The 12,844-nt window shown below is 64.3% G+C and carries 11 protein-coding genes and 3 tRNA genes; 8 read left to right on the top strand and 6 right to left on the bottom strand.

Translation table 11 applies throughout. The features are described from left to right. Window positions 1–51: 51 nt before the first annotated feature. From XaFJ1_RS02605 to XaFJ1_RS02595, 3 genes are all read right to left on the bottom strand, one after another. Window positions 52–128 (bottom strand) — tRNA-His (locus tag XaFJ1_RS02605). A gap of 35 nt (window positions 129–163) precedes the next feature. Next, window positions 164–240, bottom strand: a tRNA-Arg gene (locus XaFJ1_RS02600). 43 nt (window positions 241–283) lie between these two features. Beyond that, window positions 284–360: transfer RNA gene (locus XaFJ1_RS02595), tRNA-Pro, on the bottom strand. Between the two features lie 154 nt (window positions 361–514). Here XaFJ1_RS02595 and XaFJ1_RS02590 point away from each other — a divergent pair. Then, window positions 515–1,291, top strand: coding sequence for a Bax inhibitor-1/YccA family protein (locus XaFJ1_RS02590; RefSeq protein WP_012915120.1), 777 nt, complete (start codon window positions 515–517; stop codon window positions 1,289–1,291). 87 nt (window positions 1,292–1,378) lie between these two features. Here XaFJ1_RS02590 and XaFJ1_RS02585 read toward each other — a convergent pair whose 3' ends face one another. The 3 genes from XaFJ1_RS02585 to grxC form a co-directional block, all read right to left on the bottom strand. Further along, window positions 1,379–2,386: an isocitrate dehydrogenase gene (locus tag XaFJ1_RS02585; protein WP_012915119.1), complete on the bottom strand. Its 1,008-nt coding sequence runs from the start codon at window positions 2,384–2,386 to the stop codon at window positions 1,379–1,381. Between the two features lie 170 nt (window positions 2,387–2,556). Then, on the bottom strand, window positions 2,557–2,955 hold the full coding sequence (locus tag XaFJ1_RS02580; protein ID WP_012915118.1) for a carboxymuconolactone decarboxylase family protein: 399 nt from the start codon (window positions 2,953–2,955) through the stop codon (window positions 2,557–2,559). Next, window positions 2,952–3,266: a glutaredoxin 3 gene (grxC, locus tag XaFJ1_RS02575; RefSeq protein WP_012915117.1), complete on the bottom strand. Its 315-nt coding sequence runs from the start codon at window positions 3,264–3,266 to the stop codon at window positions 2,952–2,954. The genes XaFJ1_RS02580 and grxC overlap by 4 nt, the downstream gene beginning before the upstream one ends. A gap of 151 nt (window positions 3,267–3,417) precedes the next feature. Between grxC and XaFJ1_RS02570 the strand changes: the two genes are divergently transcribed. The 7 genes from XaFJ1_RS02570 (at window position 3,418) to XaFJ1_RS02540 (ending at window position 12,759) form a co-directional block, all read left to right on the top strand. Further along, on the top strand, window positions 3,418–5,061 hold the full coding sequence (locus tag XaFJ1_RS02570; protein WP_012915116.1) for a M48 family metalloprotease: 1,644 nt from the start codon (window positions 3,418–3,420) through the stop codon (window positions 5,059–5,061). 83 nt (window positions 5,062–5,144) lie between these two features. Continuing rightward, complete coding sequence (phoB, locus tag XaFJ1_RS02565) at window positions 5,145–5,834, top strand: phosphate regulon transcriptional regulator PhoB (protein ID WP_012915115.1); 690 nt, start codon at window positions 5,145–5,147, stop codon at window positions 5,832–5,834. Window positions 5,835–5,900: 66 nt separating this feature from the next. Then, window positions 5,901–7,226: a phosphate regulon sensor histidine kinase PhoR gene (gene phoR, locus XaFJ1_RS02560; protein WP_012915114.1), complete on the top strand. Its 1,326-nt coding sequence runs from the start codon at window positions 5,901–5,903 to the stop codon at window positions 7,224–7,226. An 11-nt stretch (window positions 7,227–7,237) separates the two neighbouring features. Beyond that, window positions 7,238–9,334: a polyphosphate kinase 1 gene (gene ppk1, locus XaFJ1_RS02555; RefSeq protein ID WP_012915113.1), complete on the top strand. Its 2,097-nt coding sequence runs from the start codon at window positions 7,238–7,240 to the stop codon at window positions 9,332–9,334. A gap of 54 nt (window positions 9,335–9,388) precedes the next feature. Then, complete coding sequence (gene ppx / locus XaFJ1_RS02550) at window positions 9,389–10,915, top strand: exopolyphosphatase (RefSeq protein ID WP_012915112.1); 1,527 nt, start codon at window positions 9,389–9,391, stop codon at window positions 10,913–10,915. Window positions 10,916–11,114: 199 nt separating this feature from the next. Then, window positions 11,115–12,248: a glycosyltransferase family 4 protein gene (locus XaFJ1_RS02545; RefSeq protein WP_012915111.1), complete on the top strand. Its 1,134-nt coding sequence runs from the start codon at window positions 11,115–11,117 to the stop codon at window positions 12,246–12,248. After that, complete coding sequence (locus tag XaFJ1_RS02540) at window positions 12,232–12,759, top strand: phosphatase PAP2 family protein (RefSeq protein ID WP_012915110.1); 528 nt, start codon at window positions 12,232–12,234, stop codon at window positions 12,757–12,759. Before XaFJ1_RS02545 ends, XaFJ1_RS02540 begins: the two co-directional genes overlap by 17 nt. Window positions 12,760–12,844: the final 85 nt, after the last annotated feature.

The following is a 12,844-nucleotide window of genomic DNA, read 5'->3' as shown; positions in this document are numbered from 1 at the left end:
GCTTTCTGACTTGCTTGCAACACTTGGAAAAGCAGCGGTTCACGCGGTCAATGGGGTGGCTGAGGGGACTCGAACCCCCGACATCTGGAATCACAATCCAGTACTCTAACCAGCTGAGCTACAGCCACCATTGAAAACTTGCATTACCTGCCCGACGCCGATGTGGCGCGCCCGACAGGAATCGAACCTGTAACCGCCGGCTTAGAAGGCCGGTGCTCTATCCAGTTGAGCTACGGGCGCCCATCCCGGATTGTCGCATCCTCTGCGCCGTTGCACATCGGATTGGTCGGGGTAGAGGGATTCGAACCCCCGACATCCTGCTCCCAAAGCAGGCGCGCTACCAGACTGCGCTATACCCCGGCGGAGCACCCCTCGCGGCCGAGGCTGCGAAGGCCGGCTATTGTGGGAAGCTGGCGCCTGCCTGTCAACGTCGCGCGCGCGCAACATCGCCTACGCTATGCTCGACATCTGCCACCGACATCGGTCGGGGCAAATTTTCAATTGGAGAAACAGCATGATCCGCAGCGGCAACCCTGCGCTGAAAGAATCCACCTTCCTCGACCTCGGCAGCGGCGCGGTGATCGCGCGCGATGGCGGAGCGATGACCCTGAACGGCACCATCAACAAGACCGGCGCTTTGCTGCTGCTGACCGTCCTGACCGCCGCATTCGCATGGAGCCAATCGCTTTCTGTCGATGCCGCAGGCCGTGAGATAGTCGCACCGGGCGTCATCGGCTACGTCCTGGGCGGCGCGATCGGTGGCTTCGTCCTGGCCCTGATCACCACGCTGAAAAAGAACTGGTCGCCGATCACCGCGCCGCTGTACGCGCTGGTGGAGGGCTTCTTCCTTGGGTCGATTTCGGCACTGTACGAACACCGCTTCAACGGCATCGTGCTGCAAGCGGTCATGCTCACCTTCGGCACCCTGTTCGCGTTGCTGTTCGCCTACCGCAGCGGCATGATCAAGGCCACCGAAAACTTCAAACTAGGCGTGGTCGCGGCCACCGGCGGCATCGCCCTGGTGTATCTGGTCACCGCCGTGCTGGGCCTGTTCCACATCCAGATTCCCTACATCCATGGATCTGGCACGGTCGGCATTGTGTTCAGCCTGTTCGTGGTCGTGGTGGCAGCGCTGAACCTGGTGTTGGACTTCGATCTCATCGAGAACGGCGTGAAACAGGGCGCGCCCAAATACATGGAATGGTATGGCGCGTTCGGCCTGATGGTCACGCTGGTGTGGCTGTATATCGAGTTCCTGCGCCTGCTGTCGAAGCTGCAATCGCGGAATTGACGGCACACCCGGCAAGTTCCCGACCCGCAACGCAACAGGGCGCCACATGGCGCCCTGTTTTCTTAACCGCTTCCGCCGAACCTCACCTCACAGGCGGCTGGCGATGGCCTTGGCGAAGCCCATGGTATTGCCGCTACCGCCCAGGTCCGGCGTCAAACCGTCCTTGGCATCCAGCGTGGCGACGATGGCATTGCGCAAACGTTCGGCATTCTTTGGCTGGCCGATGTGGTCCAACAGTTGCGCCGCGCCCAGCAGCAGCGCGCAAGGATTGGCCTTACCCTGTCCGGCGATGTCCGGGGCCGAACCGTGGACGGCTTCGAAGATCGCCGCATCCACACCAATGTTGGCGCCCGGCGCCAGGCCGAGGCCGCCAACGAGGCCGGCACACAGGTCCGACAGGATGTCGCCGAACAGGTTGGTGGTGACGATGATGTCGAATTGTTCCGGGCGCATCACCAACTGCATGCACGCGTTATCGACGATCATTTCCTGGAATTCGATCTCCGGATAGTGCACCGCGACTTCCCGCGCCGCTTTCAGGAACAGGCCCGATGTGGACTTGATGATGTTGGCCTTATGCACCGCGGTGACCTTCTTGCGGCCGGTCGCACGGGCCAGATCGAAGGCATAGCGGACGATACGCTCGGAGCCCTTGCGGGTGACCTTAGCCATCGACAGCGCGGTCTCGCCGTCGGCGGACACTTCCTGACCTTCGCTCAGATACGCGCCTTCGGTGTTCTCACGCACGGTGATCAAATCCACCCCGGCACCGAAGCGTGACTTGGTGTTGGGAAACGACTTTGCGGGACGCACGTTGGCGTACAAGTCGAACTGGCGGCGCATGGCCACATTGATCGAACTGAAACCCTCGCCTACCGGCGTGGTCAGCGGGCTCTTGAGCGCGACCTTGTTCTTGCTGATCGATTCCAGCGTCGCGGCAGGCAACAGCTCACCATGCTTTTCCAGTGCAACCAGACCAGCGTCGGCGTATTCGTAGGTCAGGCCGGCGTTCAGCGCATCAAGCACGAACAGGGTGGCATCCATGATCTCGGGGCCGATGCCATCGCCACGGATGATCGTGATTGTCTGCGTCATAAAGTTGCGGATCCCGTAGATGATGATGAAGGGCGCCCCCCGGAAACCGGGCTGCAGGCGCAATGAGGTTTCAAATGTAATTATGCCCGAAGCGAGTGAAGACCCCCAAACCGCGCCAGCCCTGCCAGCGCGCGATCGACATGGACCAGGAAGCGCGACGGGAGACAGCGTCAATCATGTGCATGCGCCGCCGGCACGGCGGCCCCGGCGTCGAGGGTGTCCAGAAAATCCACCGCACGGCGCAGATGCGGGATGACAATCGAGCCGCCGACCACCAATCCCACCGAGAAGGTCTCGAAAAATTCCTCGTGGCTGACCCCCGCGTCCTTGCACTGGGCCACGTGGTAACTGATGCAATCGTCGCAACGCAGTACGAGCGAAGCGACCAGACCGAGCAGCTCTTTGGTCTTCACGTCCAGCGCACCGGCCTGATAGGTCTGCGTATCCAGCGCGAAGAAGCGCCTGACCACCTGATTCGGCTCGGCCAGGATGCGCTGATTCATACGTTGCCGGAACTCGGTGAATGCACGCACGCGCTCCTCGCCGCCGCCCTCGCCCACCGCACTCATACCTTGTCCCCGGGAGCAAGTCCTGCGGCAAGCAGCGGCTCCAGCTTGCCGGCCCGATGCAGCGCCATCATGTCGTCGTAGCCGCCCACATGGACATCGCCGACGAAGATCTGCGGCACGCTGGTGCGGCCCGTCAGAGCGACCATCTTGTCGCGCTCCGCCGGATCCAGGTCGATCCGCACCTCGCTCCAGCTAAACCCCTTGCTCTTGAGGAAATTCTTGGCCGCCACGCAATAGGGACAGATCGCGGTGGAATAGACAGTGATCGGCGGCCGGCCGGCCTGCTCAGCCTCGACGGTTGGGTTGTCCACGGGAAACTCCGGGCAATCTGGAAGGTCTAAGCCACTATGGTAGCGCCCGGGTGGATTTTCGAGTCCGCAACCGCAACACTGCGGATCACTCTGGACTCGCCATCGTCCCTGGACGCCGCCCGGCGCCGCCAACCCCATTATGGAGCCTGCCTTGCGCCTGCTGCCGCTTGCCTTTGCAATCACCCTGGCCATCGCCTGCGCCGTTGCCCCGGCACAGGAGAGCAAGCTGCCGGACATCGGCTCCTCGGCCGGCGAACTGCTGACCCCGGCACGGCAAGCCGAGTACGGCAAGATGATGCTGGCCGAATTGCGCAGCTATGGCTATGTCCTTGAGGACCCATTGATCGAGGACTGGCTGCAGACCATCGGCACCCGGCTCGGCGCCAACAGCGATCAGCCGCAGCAGAAGTTCACCTTTTTCATGCTGCGCGACCGCCAGATCAACGCCTTCGCCACCCTCGGCGGCTATGTCGCGGTCAATGCCGGCCTGGTGTTGATCGCCGAGCGCGAGGACGAAGTAGCCGCGGTGCTGTCGCACGAAATCGCCCACATCACTCAGAAGCACGTGCTGCGCGGGGTAGAGCGCGCGCAGCGCGAACAAGTGCCGATCCTGCTCGGCATGCTCGCCGCAGTGGTGGCCGCGCAGCAAGCCGGTGGCCGCTCCGGCGGCCAGGCGACCCAGGCGGCAATCGCCAGCGGCTTGGGGCTGATGCAGCAACGGCAGATCAACTTCACCCGTTCCAACGAGTCGGAAGCTGATCGCCTGGGCATCCGTACGCTGGCGCGCAGCGGCTACGACGTCGATGCGATGGCCGACTTCTTCGACCGCATGTCGCTGGCGATGCGCGGCAACCAGGGCGGCTACAGCACACCGGACTTCCTGATGACCCACCCGGTCACCGCCACCCGTATCAGCGAAGCGCACGAACGCGCCGAGCAGATGAAGAAAAACACCCTGACCTTGATCACCAGCGTGCCGGGCGGCACCTTGCAAGAGCGCGTCGACCCCAATGACGTATCGCTCAGCCAGCCCCTGGGCGCGCCGAGCAATCCATTACTACCTGGCAGCCTGCAACTGCCGTTCACCAGCTATTCGCACGGTGTCAGCGGCCAGTTCGATTGGGCACGCGAACGCCTGCGCGTCCTCAGCGCCAACACCCCAGCCGATGCGGTACGCGAGTACGAGGGCCTTCGCCAAGGCAGCAAGCAGGGCCTGAGCGATGCCCAGCGCTATGGACTGGCGCTAGCGCGGTTGCGCGGCGGCGGCAACCCGCAGGAAGCCGCAAAGACACTGGAGAGCTTGCTGCAAGCGCACCCGGACAACTGGTGGCTGAGTCTGGCGGTGGCCGAAGCGGAGGCACGCAACGGACACCCCCAACAAGCCGAGCAACACTTCGACGCACTACTCAAGCGCATGCCCAACAACCGCGCGGTCGCCCTGAGCTTGGCCACAGTGCTCAACGAACAAGGCGGACGCGCGGCGGGGAAGCGCGTGCAGGCCGCGCTACGCCCCCTACTGGGCACGGCGACGGAGGACCCGGTGTTCCAACGCACCTTCGCCCGCGCCTGCGAGCTGGCCGGCGACGACACCCGCGCAGGCGAAGCCTACGCCGAAGCCGCCTACCTGAACGGACACCCGGAACAGGCCCTGATCCAACTGAACAACCTGAAGAAGCGCGGCGATCTGGATTACGTGGCACGTGCACGGATCGATGCGCGCATCGCCGCCATCACCCCGACCGTGCTGGAATTACGCCGTCTGGGCGTGCAAGACCCGGAAATGCAACGGCACTGAAACGCGACCGCCGCATGCGTCACTTAACCGCAATAAAACCGTAGTCTACTGACGACCTACCTCCACAGTTCCACGGTGCCGTTGTGCAGAAACGCATCCTGATCGTCGACGACGAGCCCGCCATCCGCGACATGGTTGCGTTTGCACTGCGCAAAGGCGACTTCGAACCCGTGCATGCCGGGGATGCGCGGGAAGCGCAGAGCCTGATCGCCGACCGGGTTCCGGACCTGATCCTGCTGGACTGGATGCTGCCCGGCACCAGCGGTCTGGAGCTGGCACGGCGCTGGCGCAAGGATGCGATGACCCGCGAAGTGCCGATCATCATGCTCACCGCCCGCGGCGAGGAAAACGACCGGGTCGGGGGCCTTGAAGCCGGCGTCGACGACTACGTGGTCAAGCCCTTTTCCGCGCGCGAGTTGCTGGCGCGGATCCGCGCGGTGATGCGCCGGACTCGCGAGGACGACGAGGACGGTAGCGTTTCGGTCGGCAACCTGCGCATCGACGGCGCCGCGCACCGGGTATTCGCCGGCGACGCGCCGGTCCCGATCGGTCCGACCGAATACCGCCTGCTGCATTTCTTCATGACCCACCCCGAACGCGTGTACAGCCGCGCACAATTGCTGGATCACGTGTGGGGCGGCAGCGTTTACGTGGAGGAGCGCACCATCGACGTGCACATCCGCCGTCTGCGCAAGACGCTCGAACCATTCGCCGTGGAGAACATGGTGCAGACCGTGCGTGGCTCTGGATATCGCTTCTCTGCATCCATCTAACCCCCGCCCTCGCCTGCGCTACGACGGGCAGGCGGATCACTCTTTTTGCGAGAGGCTGCGTTACCGATGCCCCGCCACATCCGCTCCGCCTGGTTGAAAACCCTCGGCACGCTTGCCGCGCTGCTCTTGTCGGCATTGCTGGTCGGCTGGATCGGTGAGCACGTCTGGATGGCGCTGACCCTGATGTCGCTGGCGGTCATGGCTTGGCACTACTGGCGGCTGCGCCGGGTGCTGAGCCGACTCACTGCGCGCCAACGTTGGGAACCCCCGGCCGGGACCGGCGTGTGGAACGAACTGGACAGGCTGATGTACCGCGGCCAAGCGGAAATGCGCACGCGTAAGCGACGCCTGCTGGACATGCTGCGCGCCTACCGCGCCGCCGCCGCCGCATTGCCGGATGCGGTGGTGGTGATCGATCGCAATAGCCAGCGCATCCAATGGTTCAACGAGGCCGCAGGCACGCTACTCGGCCTCCATCACCCCAGCGATCTCGGTGTCCTGGTGGTGGAACGGCTGCAGCCGATGCCGTTGACGCACTGGCTGAGTGACGGACGCAATGCCGAACCGATGCTGGACACGCCTTCACCGATCGATGATCGTCTGCGCCTCAACCTACGCCTGATCCCCTATTCGGAAGACTATTGGCTGCTGGTCGCACGCGACGTCAGCAAGTTGCTGCGACTGGAAGAAGTGCGTCGCGATTTCGTCGCCAACGTTTCCCACGAGTTACGCACGCCACTGACCGTGGTGCACGGCTATCTGGACATGCTCGACCCGGAGGATTTCCCCAATTCCGGGCAGATGATCGCCGAGATGCGCAAGCAATCGCAGCGCATGACCCAATTGGTCGAAGACCTGCTCACGCTCTCGCGGCTGGAGTCGCAGGAGCATGCCAACGAAGAGAGCATCGCGATGGGACCGATGCTGGCCACGCTGCGCCGCGAGGCCGAAGCGCACAGCCAGGGACGCCATTGCATCGAAGTGCACGACAACGCCGACTGCGACCTGATCGGGTCGAACAAAGAACTACACAGCGCCTTCTCCAACCTGGTGACCAACGCCGTGCGCTATACCGCGGCCGGCGGCACGATCCATATCCGTTTTGCCCGCGAAGGCGATGGCGCGGTGCTGTCGGTGCGCGACAGCGGCTACGGCATCCCGGCACATCACCTGCCACGCATCACCGAACGTTTCTACCGGGTTTCCAGTAGCCGTTCGCGCGAAAGCGGCGGCACCGGGCTGGGGCTGTCGATCGTCAAGCACGTGCTGGGCCTGCATCAGGCGCGGCTGGGAATCGAAAGCGAAGTCGGCAAGGGCAGTACCTTCTCCTGCCATTTTGGCGCAGGGCGCGTGCATCGGCGGCAGGAACATGCCACCCTGTTCGCTGACTAACGAGTATCGCCATGCCACGCGCCATCGCTCTGCCGCCCACGCCACCACCGGACGTCCCTAGCGACCCATTGCGCGATCCATCGCTGTATCTCAATCGCGAACTATCCCAGCTGGACTTCAATTTCCGCGTGCTGGCGCAGGCGCAGGACCCGCAGGTACCTTTGCTGGAGCGGCTGCGCTTCCTGTGCATTTCCTGCACCAATCTGGACGAATTCTTCGAGATCCGCGCGGCCACCGTGCGCCATGCGCAGGAATTCGGCCTGCCGCCTGCCCCGGACGGGATGAGTCCGAGCGCGATCCTCAACGCGATCCACGACCGCGCCGCACAATTGGTCGACCAACAATACCGCTGCTGGAACGAAGTCCTGCGCCCGGCGTTGAAAGATGCCGGCATCGGCGTGCTCGGACGCCATTCCTGGAACGCGCGGCAGAAACGCTGGCTACGCGCCTACTTCCGCAACGAAATCATGCCGGTTCTCTCGCCATTGGGGCTGGACCCGGCGCATCCGTTCCCGAAGATCCTCAATAAATCGCTAAACATTGTCGTGGTGCTGAAAGGGGTGGACGCGTTCGGTCGCGTTGGCCACCTGGCCATCGTGCGCGCCCCCCGCTCGCTACCGCGCATCATCCAATTGCCGGAAAGTCTGGCCGACGGCGGGCAGAGCTTCGTGTTCCTGTCCTCGGTGCTGTCGACCTTCGTCGACGAGTTGTTCCCTGGCATGGAGGTGACTGGCTCTTACCAATTTCGCGTCACCCGCAACTCCGAACTGGTGGTGGACGAAGAGGAAGTGGAGAACCTGGCGCTGGCGCTGCGCGACGAACTGGTCAACCGCGGCTATCGACCGGCGGTACGACTGGAGATCGCCGAGGATTGCCCGAAGTCCATCGTGCGCACCCTGCTGCAAAACTTCGCCTTGCCCGAGAACGCGCTCTACCGCATCAACGGCCCGGTCAACTTGAGCCGGGTCAACCAAGTCTATGACCTGGTACAGCGGCTGGATCTGAAGTATCCGCCGATGAATCCGCGCACGCTGCGCGACAACGAGGGCATCTTCGAAATCGCTGCGGCTGGCGACATCCTGCTGCACCATCCCTTCGACGCGTTCACCGCGGTGCTGGACCTGATCAAACAGGCGGCCATCGACCCGAACGTGCTGGCGATCAAGCAGACCCTATACCGCACTGGCAAGGATTCGGCGATCGTTGATGCGTTGGTGCTGGCCGCGCGCAATGGCAAGGACGTCACCGTCGTCGTGGAGCTCCGCGCGCGCTTCGATGAAGAGGCCAATCTGGGCCTAGCCGACCGCTTGCAGGAAGCCGGCGTGCAGGTGGTATACGGTGTGGTCGGCTACAAGACCCACGCCAAGATGCTGCTGATCGTGCGCCGCGAGGGGCGCAAACTACGCCGCTACGTTCATCTGGGCACCGGCAATTACCACAGCGGCACCGCGCGCGCCTATACCGACCTGAGCTTGATCACCGCCGACGTGGACATCGGCAACGATGTGCATCTATTGTTCCAACAACTGTCGGGGCTGGCGCCGAAGATCCGTCTCAAGCGCCTGCTGCAATCGCCTTTTACGCTGCATCCGGGCGTGCTGCACCGGATCGAGCGCGAGACCAAACTGGCCACCGCTGGCCGTCCGGGCCGCATCATCGCCAAGATGAACGCGCTCAACGAACCACAAGTGATCCGCGCACTGTATGCCGCCTCCCAAGCGGGAGTGAAGATCGACCTGATCATCCGTGGTGCGTGCACCCTGCGCCCCGGCGTCCCCGGCATCTCCGACAACATCCGGGTCCGCTCGATCGTCGGTCGCTTCCTCGAACACAGCCGCATCTACTGGTTCGGCAACGATGGCGCGCCTGAGCTGTTCTGCGCCAGCGCCGACTGGCTGGAACGCAATCTACTGCGGCGCGTGGAGACCGGCTTTCCGATCCTGGCCTCGGATCTGGTCAAGCGGATTCAACGCGAAGTATTGCAAAACTATTTGGCCGACAACCTCAACGCCTGGGAACTGGACGCCAGCGGCAATTACCACAAGCTAGCACCCGGTCAGGACCAACCGCCGCACTCAGCACAGATCGCCCTGCTCGACGGATTATGACCGCGTCGTATCGCTCGCATGAGCAGTACGTCACCTATCGGCTACCATTCCGTCATGCCTGCCATTTCCCCCACTTATCCGCCGCTACGCGACGGCGACCTGCTGGCCGCCATCGATTTAGGTTCCAATAGCTTCCACATGGTGGTCGCCCGCTATCAGCTCGGGCAGTTGCGGGTTGTGGATCGCCTGCGCGAAACCGTCCGCATGGCCGATGGCCTGGATCACAAAGGTGGTCTGTCCGCCGAGGCACGGCAGCGCGCGCTGGAATGCCTGGCCCGCTTCGGCCAACGCATCCGTGACCTGCCGTCGCTGCGCGTTCGCGCGCTCGCCACCAACACGGTACGTCAACTGCGCTCGCCACAGACCTTCCTAATCCCCGGCGAAACCGCGCTCGGGCATCCCATCGAGGTCGTCAGCGGCCGCGAGGAAGCGCGCCTGATCTACCTCGGCGTGGCACACGCGCAGCCGCCAAAGTCCGACCAACGCCGGCTGGTGATCGACATCGGCGGCGGTTCCACCGAATTCATCATCGGCCGTGGCTTGCAGACCATGGAACGGGAAAGCCTGCAGGCCGGTTGCATCGCCAGCACACGGCGTTTCTTTCCCGGCGGCAAGCTGTCCAGAAAGAAGTGGAAGGACGCGCTGACCGACATCGGCGCCGAGTTCCAGCAGTTCGCAGTGCAGTACCGCGCACTGGGCTGGGACGAAGCGATGGGGTCATCGGGCACGCACAAGGCGATCGGCGAGATCTGCGCGGCGATGAAACTGACCAAGGGCGGGATCAGCGCCGAGGCATTGCCGCAACTGCGCGACCGCCTCCTGCTGGCCAAGCGTATCGAAGACATCGACCTGCCCGGCTTGTCCGCCGACCGCCGCCCGATCATCGCTGGCGGCGTGCTGATCCTGGAAGCCGCCTTCCAGGCACTCGGCCTGCAACACCTCATGGTGAGCAAGGCGGCCATGCGCGAGGGCATCCTCTACGACATGCTCGGCCGCGGGGGCGAAAACGACCCGCGCGAGACCGCGATCGCCGCACTCACCCAGCGCTATGGCATCGACGAAGCGCAGGCCGCGCGGGTGGAAAATACCGCGATGGCACTGTTCGCGCAGGTCGCTGGCGACTGGGCGCTGGATGCCGACGACGGACGCATGCTCGGCTGGGCAGCGCGCTTGCACGAACTCGGCCAGGCCATCGCGCACAGCCAATACCATGTGCACGGTGCCTATGTGCTAGAGCATTCGGACATCGCCGGATTCTCGCGCCAGGAGCAACAAGTGCTGGCCACGCTGGTGCGCGCGCACCGACGCAATGTCCCCAAGACCGCGTTCGACGCGCTACCCGACCGCCTGCTGCTCAGCGCCAAGCGTAAGACCGCCCTGCTACGCCTGGCCGTGCTGCTGCATCGCGCGCACGAGGCCGATCCAATCCCGTCGTTGGAACTGAAGGCCAACGACAACACGCTGCACTTGATCCTCTCGCAACCCTGGCTCGAATCGCGGCCACTGCAACGCGCCGATTTGATCGGCGAGGTCGAGGGCATGGCCGGGCTCGGCATCAGCTTCCAGCCGTTTGTGGCGTAAGCGTGTTGCCGCGAGCGCCGTGGCGGGCGCTGCGGCGAGGCGCTCGGCCACGTCCTCTGTCTACAGCAACGGCCACGCATCGACACATCGACGCATTCGGATCCAGCGAACTCCCTGGCAGAGCGTCATCATTTCTACATACGTCGGACATGTTTGCTTCATTCCACGACGCGAAGCTTAGGCAAACCGGAGCCTATGCATGCGCTACGCGATCGTCACCGAGACGTACCCCCCCGAGGTCAACGGCGTCGCCCTGACCGTGCATGGCTTGGAATTAGGACTACGCGCACGCGGCCATACGGTCGAGGTGATACGCCCACGTCAGGCCGGCGACACGGATATGGCGGATCTGCGCCTGGTGCGCGGCGCGGCGTTGCCGCGTTATCCCGGGCTGAAGTTCGGGCTGCCCGCGCCGCGACGGCTGACCCAGCTGTGGCAAGCGGCGCGACCGGACGCGGTCTACATCGCCACCGAAGGTCCACTCGGCTGGTCGGCGCTGCGTAGCGCGCGGCGCCTGGGCATTCCGGTGGCCACCGGCTTCCATACCCGCTTCGATGAGTACCTGCCCCAATACGGCGCAGCCTGGCTGCAATCGACCGCGCTGCGCTGGATGCGGCGCTTCCACAACCAGGCCCAAGCGACCCTGGTGCCAACCCGCGAACTGTTGGAATTCCTCACCAAGCAGGGCTTCGAGCGAGTCCGACTGCTGGCGCGCGCGGTAGACAGCAAACACTTCGAACCGCAACGCCGCGACGCACAACTGCGTCGGCAATGGGGACTGCAGGACGATGACTGCGCGGTGCTGTACGTCGGCCGCATCGCCTCGGAGAAGAATCTGCCGCTGGCGGTGCAGGCGTTCCGCCAGTTGCAGAAAATCCGCCCGAGTGCACGCTTCGTGTGGGTGGGCGACGGCCCGCTGCGCGAGCGCCTGGCGCAGGAAAATCCCGACTTCATCTTCTGCGGCGTGCAGCGTGGCGACGCACTGGCCCGCCACTTCGCCAGCGGCGACCTGTTCCTGTTCCCGAGCCGCAGCGAAACTTTCGGCAACGTGACCCTGGAAGCCATGGCCAGCGGCGTGGCCACCGTCGCCTTCGACTACGGTGCGGCACGCGAATACCTGCGCGACGGCAGCAACGGCGCGGCCGTGGCCGACGACACCGCGTTCGTCGCCGCAACGCTGCGCCTGGGTAGCGACGATGCCCTGCGCCGACGCCTGGGGGAAGCGGCCTGCGCGACGATGCGACCGCTGCGTCCGGAGCGGGTCGTCGCCGATTTCGATGCACTTCTCGGCGAACTGGCAGACACCCGGAGGCTCCATGTCGACGCGGCTTGACACCCTGCGCGGGCACGAGACACGCTGGTGCCGACGCGCCAACCATTGGTGCCGACGGCGCTCGGTGCGGCACTTCTTCTCGCTGATCAGCCGGCTCGGCGATGGCGTGTTCTGGTATGCACTGATGACCTTGCTGGTGTGCTGCGACGGCATGAACGGCGTCTTCGCCTCCGCACACATGGCCGCCACCGGCGTGGTCGCATTGAGCCTGTACAAAGGTCTGAAACGCTGGACGCGGCGCCCGCGCCCCTATGCCGCCGACCTGCGCATCCGCGCCTGGGTGGCGCCGCTGGACGAGTTCAGTTTCCCTTCCGGTCACACCTTGCATGCGGTGTCCTTCGGCATCGTCGCCCTGGCCTACTACCCTTGGCTGGCGCCGCTGTTGGTGCCGTTCATCGCCTGCGTGGCGTTGTCGCGCGTGGTGCTGGGCCTGCATTACCCCAGCGACGTGCTTGCCGCCACCGGCATCGGTACGCTGTTGGCCGGGCTGTCACTATGGATGGTGGGATGAGCAAGCGCCGGGACCACGTGACCTGCGACCCGAAAAGCAAGGCCGCACTCGACCGCAATAGCAGATGATCCGCTGCACAGTGGCA

Origin of the sequence: Xanthomonas albilineans, assembly GCF_009931595.1 — a bacterium.
In the GTDB taxonomy this organism is placed as follows: domain Bacteria; phylum Pseudomonadota; class Gammaproteobacteria; order Xanthomonadales; family Xanthomonadaceae; genus Xanthomonas_A; species Xanthomonas_A albilineans.
Note: the sequence above shows the minus strand (reverse complement) of the source record. Positions and strands in the feature narration are given on the sequence as shown.

What these genes read in the sequence shown, in the direction of transcription:
- XaFJ1_RS02590 (WP_012915120.1), top strand. Translation starts at nt 515, where the DNA reads ATGATCCGCAGCGGCAACCCTGCGCTGAAAGAATCCACCTTCCTCGAC.
- XaFJ1_RS02585 (WP_012915119.1), bottom strand. Translation starts at nt 2,386, where the DNA reads ATGACGCAGACAATCACGATCATCCGTGGCGATGGCATCGGCCCCGAG.
- XaFJ1_RS02580 (WP_012915118.1), bottom strand. Translation starts at nt 2,955, where the DNA reads ATGAGTGCGGTGGGCGAGGGCGGCGGCGAGGAGCGCGTGCGTGCATTC.
- phoR (WP_012915114.1), top strand. Translation starts at nt 5,901, where the DNA reads ATGCCCCGCCACATCCGCTCCGCCTGGTTGAAAACCCTCGGCACGCTT.
- ppk1 (WP_012915113.1), top strand. Translation starts at nt 7,238, where the DNA reads ATGCCACGCGCCATCGCTCTGCCGCCCACGCCACCACCGGACGTCCCT.
- ppx (WP_012915112.1), top strand. Translation starts at nt 9,389, where the DNA reads ATGCCTGCCATTTCCCCCACTTATCCGCCGCTACGCGACGGCGACCTG.
- XaFJ1_RS02545 (WP_012915111.1), top strand. Translation starts at nt 11,115, where the DNA reads ATGCGCTACGCGATCGTCACCGAGACGTACCCCCCCGAGGTCAACGGC.
- XaFJ1_RS02540 (WP_012915110.1), top strand. Translation starts at nt 12,232, where the DNA reads ATGTCGACGCGGCTTGACACCCTGCGCGGGCACGAGACACGCTGGTGC.